General features: G+C 38.2%; 14 protein-coding genes. 9 read left to right on the top strand and 5 right to left on the bottom strand.

Annotation, left to right across the window (positions count from 1 at the left end):
- Positions 1 to 16: 16 nt before the first annotated feature.
- Positions 17 to 448, bottom strand: a complete 432-nt coding sequence (locus NU09_RS15220) for a TerB family tellurite resistance protein (RefSeq protein ID WP_129752165.1) — start codon at positions 446 to 448, stop codon at positions 17 to 19.
- 165 nt (positions 449 to 613) lie between these two features.
- Here NU09_RS15220 and NU09_RS15215 point away from each other — a divergent pair, with 165 nt between their 5' ends.
- Genes NU09_RS15215 through NU09_RS15205 form a run of 3 tightly spaced genes read left to right on the top strand, consistent with a single transcriptional unit; the run spans position 614 to position 3,322 of the window.
- Positions 614 to 1,201, top strand: a complete 588-nt coding sequence (locus tag NU09_RS15215) for a HupE/UreJ family protein (RefSeq protein WP_129752164.1) — start codon at positions 614 to 616, stop codon at positions 1,199 to 1,201.
- A gap of 56 nt (positions 1,202 to 1,257) precedes the next feature.
- Entirely contained in the window at positions 1,258 to 1,689 is a 432-nt protein-coding gene (locus NU09_RS15210; RefSeq protein ID WP_129752163.1) for a deoxycytidylate deaminase, read from the top strand.
- Between the two features lie 4 nt (positions 1,690 to 1,693).
- Entirely contained in the window at positions 1,694 to 3,322 is a 1,629-nt protein-coding gene (locus tag NU09_RS15205) for a S41 family peptidase (RefSeq protein WP_410501060.1), read from the top strand.
- Positions 3,323 to 3,371: 49 nt separating this feature from the next.
- Here the strand turns inward: NU09_RS15205 and NU09_RS15200 are convergent, their stop codons facing one another.
- The 3 genes from NU09_RS15200 to NU09_RS15190 all read right to left on the bottom strand — a co-directional run bounded on the left by NU09_RS15200 (position 3,372) and on the right by NU09_RS15190 (position 4,842).
- The gene (locus NU09_RS15200) at positions 3,372 to 3,986 is read right to left on the bottom strand and encodes an FAD-dependent oxidoreductase (protein ID WP_129752162.1); all 615 of its coding nucleotides are present in this window, start codon (positions 3,984 to 3,986) and stop codon (positions 3,372 to 3,374) included.
- 11 nt (positions 3,987 to 3,997) lie between these two features.
- The gene (locus tag NU09_RS15195; RefSeq protein ID WP_129752161.1) at positions 3,998 to 4,195 is read right to left on the bottom strand and encodes a hypothetical protein; all 198 of its coding nucleotides are present in this window, start codon (positions 4,193 to 4,195) and stop codon (positions 3,998 to 4,000) included.
- Between the two features lie 71 nt (positions 4,196 to 4,266).
- A complete protein-coding gene (locus NU09_RS15190; RefSeq protein ID WP_129752160.1) occupies positions 4,267 to 4,842 on the bottom strand; it encodes a MarC family protein in 576 nt (191 codons plus the stop codon).
- Positions 4,843 to 4,958: 116 nt separating this feature from the next.
- Between NU09_RS15190 and NU09_RS15185 the strand changes: the two genes are divergently transcribed.
- The 6 genes from NU09_RS15185 to NU09_RS15160 all read left to right on the top strand — a co-directional run bounded on the left by NU09_RS15185 (position 4,959) and on the right by NU09_RS15160 (position 11,467).
- On the top strand, positions 4,959 to 5,546 hold the full coding sequence (locus NU09_RS15185; RefSeq protein ID WP_129752159.1) for a DUF3109 family protein: 588 nt from the start codon (positions 4,959 to 4,961) through the stop codon (positions 5,544 to 5,546).
- Between the two features lie 245 nt (positions 5,547 to 5,791).
- Complete coding sequence (locus tag NU09_RS15180; protein WP_129752158.1) at positions 5,792 to 6,772, top strand: ribonucleotide-diphosphate reductase subunit beta; 981 nt, start codon at positions 5,792 to 5,794, stop codon at positions 6,770 to 6,772.
- A 63-nt stretch (positions 6,773 to 6,835) separates the two neighbouring features.
- A complete protein-coding gene (locus tag NU09_RS15175; RefSeq protein ID WP_129752157.1) occupies positions 6,836 to 9,238 on the top strand; it encodes a ribonucleoside-diphosphate reductase subunit alpha in 2,403 nt (800 codons plus the stop codon).
- Between the two features lie 90 nt (positions 9,239 to 9,328).
- A complete protein-coding gene (locus tag NU09_RS15170) occupies positions 9,329 to 9,829 on the top strand; it encodes an RDD family protein (protein ID WP_129752156.1) in 501 nt (166 codons plus the stop codon).
- A 30-nt stretch (positions 9,830 to 9,859) separates the two neighbouring features.
- Positions 9,860 to 10,084: a hypothetical protein gene (locus NU09_RS15165; protein WP_129752155.1), complete on the top strand. Its 225-nt coding sequence runs from the start codon at positions 9,860 to 9,862 to the stop codon at positions 10,082 to 10,084.
- 36 nt (positions 10,085 to 10,120) lie between these two features.
- Complete coding sequence (locus NU09_RS15160) at positions 10,121 to 11,467, top strand: deoxyguanosinetriphosphate triphosphohydrolase (protein ID WP_129752243.1); 1,347 nt, start codon at positions 10,121 to 10,123, stop codon at positions 11,465 to 11,467.
- Here NU09_RS15160 and NU09_RS15155 read toward each other — a convergent pair whose 3' ends face one another.
- Positions 11,468 to 12,415 carry a DUF3078 domain-containing protein gene (locus NU09_RS15155; RefSeq protein ID WP_129752154.1) on the bottom strand — a complete coding sequence of 316 codons (948 nt, stop codon included), beginning with the start codon at positions 12,413 to 12,415 and terminating at the stop codon, positions 11,468 to 11,470.
- Positions 12,416 to 12,435: the final 20 nt, after the last annotated feature.

Genomic DNA, 12,435 nt, shown 5'->3' with positions numbered 1-12,435 from the left:
GTTTTCGGGGCTTTTTTTATTTATTCATGTGTTGCATTTCGTAAAGGAAAGTGTCAAGATCTACATTAAGAACTAAAAGCGAAAGGGCCTTGTCTACAATGTAGTGTACGTTACCCGGTGTAAAACCTAATGCAAGGGCAAAACGGGTAAGTATTTCTTTTTGTTTTGGTCCAAGTATATGGTCAGCATAAACCATTCTTGACAGGTCATACAAACGCTCTAGCCTGTGTACATGCAGGTAAGGAGGGTTGATAGGGTACTTTAACGGATTAGCCATTATTTCCTGATATTCATCTTCTGAAATCTCCAGCTGTTTTGCAAGTTTATCAAGAAACGTTTTCTCTTCAGGACTTAGGTGTCCGTTCTCCATAGCTACTCTTACAATAGCCGAAAAGTGACCTTTATTCCTGTTTTTAAAGCCGCTATCAAATAAATCTGAAATTGACATAATTCTCTATGTATTATATATTTTGAGCAAATATAATCCTATATTTTATCTCCTTTAAAATTTTTTTAAAAGTTTTTGGCAATAATATGCCGTTATGGCGTTTTTGCAGTAAGGTATTTTATAAAAATTGATGTAAGTTTACGGCTTGCAAACACTAAAATTACTATGTCAGAATTTCAGTTATATTTTCAGCAGGGACTGTACCACGTGCTTGATATTTATGCATACGACCATATACTTTTTATCGTTGCATTAACCGTGCCATACGTATTTAAAGACTGGAAGAATGTGTTGTTGCTGGTAACATTGTTTACCATAGGGCACAGTATGTCGCTTATACTTTCGGTATACGATATTATCCATGTAAACGGAAGGCTTGTGGAATTCCTCATTCCGGTAACAATACTCATAACTGCTCTGTATAATATATTCAGGGCAAATAAGTCGGGTAAAAAGGAGAGTGTAAACTTCCTTGCTTTTACCACTTTGTTTTTCGGTATTATACACGGGCTTGGTTTTTCAAGCTATTTTAAAATGCTGGTAGCAAATAACCACGACGATAAACTGTTGCCTTTAATGGAGTTTGCCTTAGGTATAGAGGTGGCACAGGTTATTATTGTACTAATAGTACTTATACTGTCATGGGCGGTACAAACGTTTTTCCGTTTCTCGTTAAGAGACTGGATATTGGTTACCTGTTCGTTTGTAGCGGGAGTGGTTGTACCTATGATAATTAACAACAGAATTTGGTAAGGATATAATGCATAAAAAAGGTCAAAAAAGCTTAAATTTGACTGTATGCTTTAAAGATGAAGGATAAAAAATTAAACAAATACGATAAGGCTTATTTAAGAATAGCCAGAGAGTGGGGCCAGCTGTCTTATTGTGAAAGAAAGAAAGTTGGTGCAATTATTGTAAAGGATAGGATGATAATATCCGATGGGTACAACGGTACACCATCGGGGTTTGAAAACTGCTGTGAAGATGAAGAAGGCCTTACTAAATGGTATGTACTGCATGCTGAGGCCAATGCTATTTTAAAAGTGGCGCGCTCTACCCAATCCTGTGAAGGGGCAACCTTATACATAACCATGTCGCCCTGTAAAGACTGCAGTAAACTTATACATCAGTCGGGTATAAAAAGGGTGGTTTATCAAAGCGGCTATAAAGACAATTCGGGTATCGATTTCCTGATAAGAGCAGGAGTTGAAGTCGTACACATTCCCGATCTAGATTCATAATACTATGGAAAACGAAGAAAGAGACATGTACCCTCATAACAAAAGAGGTGGTTCTGTAAACAGGATTTACCTGCCTATTATTGTTGCTTCAGCATTGGCTGCCGGAGTGCTTATGGGTGGTTTTCTTAATTTTTCTTCGGGAGGAAGTACATTACTTGGTTCAGGGTCTCATAAAAATAAGCTTAATAAGCTTATGGATTTTATAGAAAGCGAGTATGTGGATAATGTAAATACCGATTCTATAGTAGATCTTACGGTTAACAACATACTGGAACAGCTTGATCCGCATTCGGTATATATAGACAAAAATGACATGGAACAGGTAGCCCAAAGCATGAAGGGCGATTTTGTAGGTATCGGGGTGAACTTCTATATGTACAAAGACTCTGTGGCGGTTATTAAGCCTGTACCAAACGGTCCGTCAGACAAGGCAGGTATCAAAGCGGGCGACCGTATTTTATTTGCCGGTAATGATAAACTATTTGGGCGAAACCTGCCTAACGACAGCCTGTTCTCAAAACTTAAAGGAGAAGAGGGTTCCAAAATAGAGCTTACCGTATTCAGGAAAACGGACAATAAGAAATTCAAGGTTAATGTAACCCGCGATATAGTTCCTATTAAAAGTGTAGATGCTTCGGTTTTATTAGATAATAAAACTGGTTATATAAAAATCAATCGTTTTGCCGAGACTACCTATAATGAATTTCATGACGCGCTGTTAAATCTTAAAGATGAAGGGGCTAATTCGCTTATTATAGATTTAAGGGATAATGGTGGTGGATATCTTGAAATGGCAGTTAGTATAGCCGATGATTTATTGGCTAATGATCTACTGATTGTAAAAACCAAGAATAAAAAGAATCGTGAAGACTTAACTTTTGCTACTTCAAGAGGTGATTTTGAAAAAGGTAAAGTATATATACTTATTAACGAAAACAGTGCTTCTGCCAGCGAAATTCTTGCCGGTGCCATACAGGATAACGACAGGGGTAAAATAGTAGGCAGGCGTTCTTTTGGTAAAGGGCTTGTACAGCGCGAAATGCCTTTAGGTGATGGTTCTGCGGTAAGACTTACCGTGGCAAGATATTATACACCATCCGGGCGTTCGATTCAGCGAAGTTATGCCGAAGGTGGTGATGCTTACTTTAATGATTTTTCCAAGCGTTATGAAAGTGGTGAGCTTTATGCTGCCGACAGTATTAAAATAGCTGATACCCTTAAATACAAAACACTAAAAGGTCGTACCGTATATGGCGGCGGCGGTATTATACCGGATATGTTTGTGCCTATGGAAGGCAAACATGGCGACGAAGGCGTTACAATGGTAATGCAGTCGGGCTTTGTGAGCTATTTCATTTTTGAACAGCTGGATAGGGAAAGAAAGCAGTTTGAAGGGCTTTCACAGAAAGAAGTCGTGGATAAGGTACTTGCTACCGATAAATATTACACTGCCTTTTCGTCTTATCTTTCTAATAACGGACTTGTGTTTAATCTGCAAAAGCATAAAGACAGGGTGAAGCATTACCTTGCTGCCGAATTTGTAAGACAGCTTATAGGGGAGGATGCTTACTACCAAATGGTGCTTAAGGAAGACAATATGGTAAAAGCCGTATTGACAGACGAGAAAGAATAATGTTGCTTATTCTTTCATCTCTGCCGTATAATTTAAATCTGATTTTTTATTAATGTTTAGGACGTGTACTGTCGTGGTGTTGCGACGGGATGCCGTTATTCCATAAGGTAAGGATATCTGTTCCTACAGATGCTCCGCTGCCTGCTGCAATAGATAACTGGCTTCTCCAGCCTGCAAGTGTTCCTGCTGCATAAATACCTTCGGTAACTAAATGATCGTTGTTTTTAAGCTGTATCCTGTTTTTTTCAGGTAGTGCTTTTTTGTGCGGAATAACATAATCCATTAACCCTTCTATAGCAAAAGTATTGGCAGAGCCAATAGCAATAACCACAATCCTGGTTTGGTAAGTGTTTTTGTTAGTGGTAACTATAAAGTTTCCGGCTGCACCTTCCACTTTCATTACTTTTTCGTTTTCAATCTGCTCAACTTCAGGATAAGCACTGTGCAGATGCTCCAGGCTTTCAGCCATAAGATCTTTGCCTAGTTTTCCCTGAGGTATTCCATATGCATTATTAAATAATGCGTCCTGTAATGCAGTTGATTTCTGGTGGGTAAAAATCCCTACCCTTTTGCCCTGAGCATAAGGTTTGTTGTGTGCAGAGCCTAATATAAGAGCACAGGATACTCCTGAAACCCCTCCGCCAATAATTAAAACATCAAACATAAAAAAACGACTTAGTATCTGGTTTTTTCGTCAATGCTTCTGGCAATCTTGAAGATAATAAGTATGCATACGGCACATAGCGAAGCTACTATACCGATAAGTGCTACAAGGCTGTTTCCTTCAAACAGGTTACTAAAATCAAGAAGGGTTGCATTAAATATTATAAGCGCTACCGCAATAGCTAAAAGTGTATAAATAAAAATTTTCATTCTTTAAATCTTAGATGCAAAAAAAGATTAATATATGTGATTATCAGGTTGTGAAAGTACTAAATATAAAACTAAGGGAACAATTGTTTAACATTAGCTGCAAATAATTTAACAGCTATGGCTAAGAGGATTACGCCAAAAACCTTACGTATAACGCCAAGTCCGTTTTCACCTAAAAGCTTCTCTATTTTAGAGGAAGATTTTAAAACAACATATACTACCGTAACATTTATAAGTATGGCTATAATAATGTTTATCTTCTCATATTCTGCCCTAAGGGAAAGTATGGTAGTCATTGTTCCTGCACCTGCTATAAGCGGGAACGCAATAGGTACTATGGATGCGGTGCTGGGGTTATCCTCTTTATAGAGACGTATTCCCAGTATCATTTCCAAAGCCAGGAAGAAAAGTACAAACGAACCTGCCACGGCAAACGAACTGGCGTCTATGCCTATAAGTTTAAGGATTTCTTCTCCTACAAAAAGGAAGGCAATCATTATAACGGCAGCTACTATAGATGCTTTTTCCGATTGTATGTGTCCTATTTTAGCGCGCAGGTCTACTATAATTGGTACACTACCTATAATGTCTATTACAGCAAAAAGTATCATGCTGATTGTAAACATTTCTTTCCAGTCAAATCCCATTTAGCTTAGTTTTTAAGAATTAACAAAAGTATTAATAATAAAGGGATATATAGTTAAAATTTTTCAGGCACCATTTTAGGTGATAAACAAGGGTAAACTTTGACTATCTTTGCGGCATGTTTCAACTGGGAAAAACAATTGTCTCTGAAGACATATTAGAAAAAGAATTTGTATGCAATTTATCGGCATGCAAAGGGGCTTGTTGTGTAGACGGTGATGCGGGTGCTCCCCTAAATGAAGAGGAGACAAAAATACTTGAGGAAATTTATCCTAAGATAAAACCCTTTTTAAGAAAAGAAGGTATAGCGGCTATAGAGGCGCAGGGTACATGGGTACATGGTACCGATGGTGATCTTGAAACTCCGCTTATAGATAATAAGGACTGTGCTTATGTAATTTTTGACGGACAAACTGCATTGTGCGGTATAGAGCAGGCATACAATCAGGGAATTGTAGACTGGAAAAAACCGGTTTCCTGCCATTTATATCCGGTAAGGGTAAAAGACTTTACCGAGTTTGCGGCTGTAAATTACGATCGCTGGGATATATGTAGTCCGGCATGTGCTTTAGGAAAAGAATTAGAGGTTCCTGTATACAAATTTGTAAAGGAAGCACTGATAAGAAAGTTTGGTGCCGACTGGTATGCGGAACTCGAAAAGGTTGCTGAAGAGCTAAAACAGGAACCGGGTCAAAGAAGGCGTTAATTCTTCCAAAAAGCCAAGTATATTGCGGTTTTTCCGCAAAAAATCCGTAACTTTATTTTTGTTCAAAATGTTCGTAATCAACAAGTTGCGAATAAGGTTTTTATACTCTGTAAAAATCAGCGTTGTTAAAAACTATCGCTGATTGTGAATAAGTTTGGCTTTCATTTTTTAATTCAAATGCCAATCTTTGTAGAACCGCTTTACCAAAAAAATCATTTTCATAATATCATATAAGTCAAAAAGATATGTCTGTAGTAGAACCAATTTTACAAGAAAACAAGAATCGATTTGTAATTTTTCCGATAAAACACCATGATATTTGGGACTGGTACAAAAAGATGGAGGCTAGTTTCTGGACGGCTGAAGAGATAGATTTACATCAGGACCTTACCGACTGGAACAATAAGCTTAGTGATGATGAAAAATATTTTATCAAGCACATTTTGGCCTTCTTTGCAGCATCTGACGGTATTGTAAATGAAAATCTGGCAGAAAACTTTGTAAATGAGGTGCAGTATGCAGAGGCTAAGTTTTTCTATGGTTTCCAGATTATGATGGAAAACATTCATAGTGAGACTTATTCGTTGCTAATTGATACATATGTAAAAGATGAGGCAGAAAAAGATGAGCTTTTTAATGCTATTGAGGTTTTTCCTGCTATTAAGAAAAAGGCGCAATGGGCACTTAAATGGATAGAGTCTGACTCTTTTGCAGAAAGGCTTATTGCATTTGCAGCGGTAGAAGGTATTTTCTTCTCTGGTGCATTCTGTTCAATTTTCTGGCTTAAAAAGCGTGGTTTAATGCCGGGGCTTACCTTCTCTAACGAGCTTATCTCAAGAGATGAAGGAGTGCACTGTGATTTTGCGGTACACCTGCACAACCATCACCTTGTAAACAAAGTACCTAAAGACAGGATTAAAGAGATTATTATAGATGCCCTTAATATAGAAAGAGAGTTTGTTACCGAGTCGCTTCCTGTAAGCCTTATAGGTATGAACGCTACCTTAATGACGCAGTACCTTGAGTTTGTTACCGACAGGCTTTTAGTAGAGCTTGGCTGTGAAAAACAGTTTAACTCAGGTAATCCGTTTGATTTTATGGATATGATTTCGCTTCAGGGTAAAACCAACTTCTTTGAAAAGAGAGTTTCTGAGTATCAGAAAGCGGGAGTACTGAATAAAGATAATAATGATACAGGAAAAATTAGTTTTGACGCTGATTTTTAATAAATATATACCCCAACCCCACGGGTGTCGTGACACCCAGTATTAACTTAAAATTGTTGCCTTATGAATGTAGTAAAAAGAGATGGCCGCAGAGAGCCGGTAATGTTTGACAAGATAACGGATAGAGTAAGGAAATTATGCTATGAGCTTAACGACTTAGTAGATCCGGTAAAGGTGGCTATGCGTGTTATTGAAGGTTTATATGATGGTGTGTCTACATCTGAATTAGATAACCTTGCAGCAGAAACAGCTGCGTCTATGACAACAACGCATCCTGACTATGCACAGTTAGCAGCGCGTATTGCGGTGTCTAACCTGCATAAGAACACAACAAAATCCTTCTCGGAAACGATGCATGAAATGTATCATTATGTAAACCCGAGAACAGGCCAGGAATCTCCGCTTCTTTCTGATGAAGTGTATGAGACAATCATGGCTAATGCAGAAGTTTTAGACTCAACAATTATTTATAACAGGGATTTTAACTACGATTATTTCGGATTTAAAACCCTGGAGCGTTCTTACCTGTTAAAAATTAACGGTAAGATTGTAGAAAGGCCTCAGCACATGCTTATGAGAGTGTCTGTAGGTATACACCTTAACGATATTGAGGCTGTTTTAGAGACGTATGAGCTAATGTCTAAAAAATTCTTTACACATGCTACTCCTACGTTGTTTAACTCCGGTACTCCAAAACCGCAAATGTCTTCATGCTTCCTTTTAACAATGCGTGATGACAGTATAGACGGTATTTATGATACTCTTAAGCAAACTGCAAAAATATCGCAGTCTGCAGGAGGTATAGGCTTATCTATCCACAATGTAAGGGCTACAGGTTCTTACATCCGCGGTACAAACGGTACTTCAAACGGTATCGTACCTATGCTTCGTGTATTTAACGATACTGCCCGTTATGTAGACCAGGGTGGTGGTAAACGTAAAGGTAGCTTTGCGGTATATATAGAAACATGGCATGCCGATATTTTTGATTTCCTTGATCTTAAAAAGAATCATGGTAAAGAGGAAATGCGTGCAAGGGATTTATTCTATGCTATGTGGACGTCTGACCTTTTCATGAAACGTGTTGAGGAAGATGCAAAATGGACATTAATGTGCCCTAACGAGTGCCCGGGACTTTATGATGTATATGGTGAAGAATTTGAGAAGCTGTATGAATCGTATGAGGCTGCCGGAAAAGGAAGAAAAACTATCAAGGCACGTGAGCTTTGGGAAAAAATCCTTGAGTCGCAAATTGAAACCGGTACACCATACATGCTTTATAAAGATGCGGCTAACAGAAAGTCAAATCAAAAGAATCTTGGTACTATCCGTTCTTCAAACCTTTGTACAGAGATTATGGAGTATACAGCTCCGGATGAGGTTGCGGTTTGTAACCTTGCTTCTATCTCATTACCAATGTTTGTGGAAGAAGGGAAATTTAACCACGATTACCTGTATGAAGTAACTAAGCGTGTAACGCGTAACCTTAATAAGGTGATAGACAGGAACTACTATCCTGTGCCTGAGGCAGAGAACTCTAACATGCGCCACCGTCCCGTAGGATTAGGTGTTCAGGGTCTTGCTGACGCATTTATCCTTATGCGCCTTCCGTTTACAAGTGATGAGGCTAAACAGGTTAACCAGGAGATTTTTGAAACTATTTACTTTGCGGCTGTTACTGCTTCAATGGAAATGGCTAAAGAAGAAGGTCCTTACTCAACATTTGAAGGATCGCCTATTTCTCAGGGTGAATTCCAGTACAATCTTTGGGGCTTAAAAGATTCAGACCTAAGCGGCCGTTGGGACTGGACTTCTCTAAGAAAAGAAGTTATGGAGCACGGTGTAAGAAACTCGCTTTTAATGGCGCCGATGCCTACTGCTTCAACTTCTCAGATTTTAGGTAATAACGAAGCGTTTGAGCCATACACTTCTAATATTTATACAAGAAGGGTACTATCGGGTGAGTTTATTGTAGTAAACAAGCACCTTTTAGAAGACCTTGTACAGTTAGGTTTATGGAACGATGAGCTTAAGCAGGAAATAATGAGGGCAAACGGATCTATACAGCATATAGATATTATCCCTCAGGAAATAAAAGAGCTTTACAAAACGGTATGGGAGATGAGTATGAAAGACATCATCGATATGTCCCGCCAAAGAGGTTACTTTATAGACCAATCGCAATCGCTTAACCTGTTCATGGAAAATGCAACCTTTGCTAAGCTTACTTCTATGCACTTCTATGCATGGAAGAGCGGACTTAAAACAGGTATGTACTACTTAAGGACTAAAAGTGCTGTGGATGCTATTAAGTTTACCCTTAATAACGAGAAAAAAGCACAGCCTGTTGCTGCGGTAGCAAATGCAGAAGGCGAGTCAGAAGCTATGTCGGTTACAGAATTCCAGGCGATGCTGGAGCGTTCGCGTAACGCAGAGCCGGATGACTGTGAAATGTGCGGTTCTTAATTTTAGAATAAATATAACCAATGATAAAGAAATAAGGAGCAGTAATGCTCCTTATTTGATTAAACCAATTTTAACCAAACACACCAACCAATGGAAACAACCACTTTTTATGTTAATAATGACCTTCTTGTAGGTTCGGGTAAAAGGTTTGCAAATTACGTAATCGACACAATTGTTTTTTATGTCATTATTTTTATCATAGCAGCATTAGCGGGCTTGATGTCAGGAATCTTAGGAATTGATGGGCCACTTATGTGGATTTCTACTATTGGCGCTGGCGAAGAGTTATTGCTTAATTTGAGTGTTCTATACATATACTCTACATTTATGGAGTCGCTTACACAACGAACGATAGGGAAATATATAACAGGAACAAAAGTAGTGATGCAGGATGGGTCAAAACCAAAGATTGGAACTATATTATTAAGGTCACTATGTAGGTTTATACCACTTGACGCTTTTACTTTTTTTGGAGATAAATCAAGAGGATGGCATGATAGTCTTTCTAAAACTTATGTTGTAGACGCTAAAAGTTTTGAACATGCCATAACGCTTAAAGAATCTTTTGAAGAAATAGGTGTTGAACAGTAATTATTGAGAATAAACAATTAAATCAAATATATGTCAAAAGACAAAAAGGAAATCTATATAGGGATTATAGAAAAAGATGATGAAGGGAACTTTTTTTGCGGAGAGTACCTGTTAGATTATCAGCGTGTAACAGCCGGATTTAAACCCGGAGAAAAAATAACCATAAGATCGGTTATTGAGAATCCAAGCGATAAAAGTTATGATAAGTACCCTAAAAAGTCTAAAGATTTCTTTTTGTTTAATAATAAAAAATAAGGGATTTAAATCTCTTAACTAATTATGGCTACAAAGATGCAGTGGGAACAGTTGCTGTCGCTAAAAAGACAGGGAGATACAAGCAAGCGTTTGCGTAAAGAGCAGGACGATACCCGTTTGGGTTTTGAGGTGGATTACGACCGTATAATATTTTCATCGGCTTTTAGGAGCCTGCAGGATAAAACACAAGTTATACCACTTTCTAAAACCGACTTTGTGCATACGCGCTTAACCCATAGCCTTGAGGTATCGGTTGTAGGCCGTTCCTTAGGAAGGCTTGTAGGAAAGAAAATTATAGAGAAGCATCCGTATCTTCAGGATGTACACGGCTACCAAATGAATGATTTTGGAGCCATAGTGGCTGCCGCAGCACTGGCTCATGATATTGGTAACCCGCCTTTTGGGCATTCGGGCGAGAAGGCTATTGGTGAGTATTTTAAAACCGGAAAAGGGCAACAGTATAAAAGTGAGCTTACCGATAAGGAATGGCAGGATCTTATAGATTTTGAGGGTAATGCAAACGGATTTAACCTGCTAACCGCTTCAAGGCCCGGAATTGAAGGCGGCCTAAGAATTTCTTATGCAACCCTTGGGGCTTTTATGAAGTATCCTAAAGAATCGCTTCCTAAAAAACCTACTGCTAATATTGCTGATAAAAAATATGGTTTCTTTCAAAGTGACAAGGCCTTTTTTCAGGATGTGGCAAAAGAGTTAGGGCTTATTCCTAACAAAACAGGTGATGATATAGGTTTTGAACGCCATCCGCTGGCTTATCTGGTAGAGGCGGCCGACGATATATGTTACACTATTATCGATTTTGAAGATGGTATAAACCTTGGACTTATCCAGGAAGAATATGCTTTGGAATATCTTATAAAACTGGTAAAAAACAGTATTGATGTTGCAAAATACAATACGCTTACCACTAAAGAAGACCGTATAAGTTACCTGCGTGCTTTAGCCATAAGCAGTCTTATAAGTGATGCGGTCGATGTATTTGTAGCAAACGAAGACAAAATACTTAATGGGGAATATCCTTATGCCTTAACCGATCAGGGCAAGTATACTGCCCAGATGAAAGATATTATAAACCTGAGTATTAAAAATATTTACCAGAGCCGCGAGGTGGTAGAAAAGGAGATTATTGGCTACCGTATTATCAATACACTTCTGGATACCTTTTGTACGGCTTATAACAATAAGTTTGAAGGTAAGGACAGCAATTATGATAAGCTGGTATTAAAAATGCTTCCGGAAAGGTTTGTGACAGAAAAGATGAACCTTTATGACAGGTTACTGCACATTTGCCACTTTGTATCTACCTTAACCGATGGTAAGGCATTACTTTTATATAATACTATAACAGGTAATACTAAGGCTTAATTAAAAAGTATAGCTAAGGCCAACGCCCAGCATTTGCTTTAGCTGTATTTTTGGCCCCATTGTTACCACTTCACCGTCTACCTCTTTGGTAGATTTAATGTCGTTGTCATAAATAAGCTGAGTACCTATATTGGCTTTTACATATTCGTTTACCGTCATATCCAGTTGTAACTGCCAGTCAACGTCTATGTTTCCGAACTTATTGATGTAATCAGAGTAAAGGGATATACGCTGATCCATCATGATGTTCTTAAATATCTGTCTTTTTAGCTGCGCGGTTAAGAGCATACCTATTTCGGTACGTGAATTTTTTCCTGATCGTACAAGATTGCCCAAATCATCATAAACTGCTTTATCAACACCAAATGCACCTTTATTGGCAAGCGTCTGGTTTAGTACTAAAGTAGTTTTATTAGTAAGCGGAGACATATATACGGTAAGGCCTAAATCTTTACGTTTGTATTCAGAACCAACACCCAGAAATATATAAGCAGGCGAAAAAGGGCCTGATATTTCATCATCAGTATTTGGATAAGCATAACCGTTAGCAAATTGCGTGTTGAAATTAAACTTAGCACTGTAGTACCAGTTTGAGACAGTGTCTTTCCTGTAACCAAAAGTAGAGGTTAACTGAATTTTATCTTCGGTTTTACGTACTTCCTGACCTTCCTGGCTGTTTAGACCATACCTAAGAATAAGCTCGTTAGCCCAGTTTACGTTTTTTCTTGTGTAGTTTTTGTCAAACTCACCTTTTATAACTCCGGAGATAGCATTGTTACCACCCACACTCCAGTTAATGAAGGCAACCTGGTTAATGTCCAGTCCTACTCTATTGGTGTTTTCCCAATGGCTTATGGTATCCGGTAATGTTGTGGTTATGATAACCTGTGAAGTTGCTTTAGTGCTTATAATAATAAATAATACTGCAAGAACGGCTTTTATTCTCATTTTACTAAACGGTGTATTAA

The sequence above is a fragment of the Flavobacterium beibuense genome (assembly GCF_004151245.1).
In the GTDB taxonomy this organism is placed as follows: domain Bacteria; phylum Bacteroidota; class Bacteroidia; order Flavobacteriales; family Flavobacteriaceae; genus Flavobacterium; species Flavobacterium beibuense_A.
The sequence above is the reverse complement of the archived record's forward strand: the minus strand, read 5'-3'. Positions and strand labels throughout refer to the sequence as shown.

Coding starts and splice junctions, on each gene's coding strand:
- NU09_RS15185 (WP_129752159.1), top strand. CDS start 4,959: ATGTTTCAACTGGGAAAAACAATTGTCTCTGAAGACATATTAGAAAAA.
- NU09_RS15190 (WP_129752160.1), bottom strand. CDS start 4,842: ATGGGATTTGACTGGAAAGAAATGTTTACAATCAGCATGATACTTTTT.
- NU09_RS15195 (WP_129752161.1), bottom strand. CDS start 4,195: ATGAAAATTTTTATTTATACACTTTTAGCTATTGCGGTAGCGCTTATA.
- NU09_RS15180 (WP_129752158.1), top strand. CDS start 5,792: ATGTCTGTAGTAGAACCAATTTTACAAGAAAACAAGAATCGATTTGTA.
- NU09_RS15210 (WP_129752163.1), top strand. CDS start 1,258: ATGAAGGATAAAAAATTAAACAAATACGATAAGGCTTATTTAAGAATA.
- NU09_RS15155 (WP_129752154.1), bottom strand. CDS start 12,415: ATGAGAATAAAAGCCGTTCTTGCAGTATTATTTATTATTATAAGCACT.
- NU09_RS15160 (WP_129752243.1), top strand. CDS start 10,121: ATGCAGTGGGAACAGTTGCTGTCGCTAAAAAGACAGGGAGATACAAGC.
- NU09_RS15220 (WP_129752165.1), bottom strand. CDS start 448: ATGTCAATTTCAGATTTATTTGATAGCGGCTTTAAAAACAGGAATAAA.
- NU09_RS15200 (WP_129752162.1), bottom strand. CDS start 3,986: ATGTTTGATGTTTTAATTATTGGCGGAGGGGTTTCAGGAGTATCCTGT.
- NU09_RS15205 (WP_410501060.1), top strand. CDS start 1,694: ATGGAAAACGAAGAAAGAGACATGTACCCTCATAACAAAAGAGGTGGT.
- NU09_RS15175 (WP_129752157.1), top strand. CDS start 6,836: ATGAATGTAGTAAAAAGAGATGGCCGCAGAGAGCCGGTAATGTTTGAC.
- NU09_RS15165 (WP_129752155.1), top strand. CDS start 9,860: ATGTCAAAAGACAAAAAGGAAATCTATATAGGGATTATAGAAAAAGAT.
- NU09_RS15215 (WP_129752164.1), top strand. CDS start 614: ATGTCAGAATTTCAGTTATATTTTCAGCAGGGACTGTACCACGTGCTT.
- NU09_RS15170 (WP_129752156.1), top strand. CDS start 9,329: ATGGAAACAACCACTTTTTATGTTAATAATGACCTTCTTGTAGGTTCG.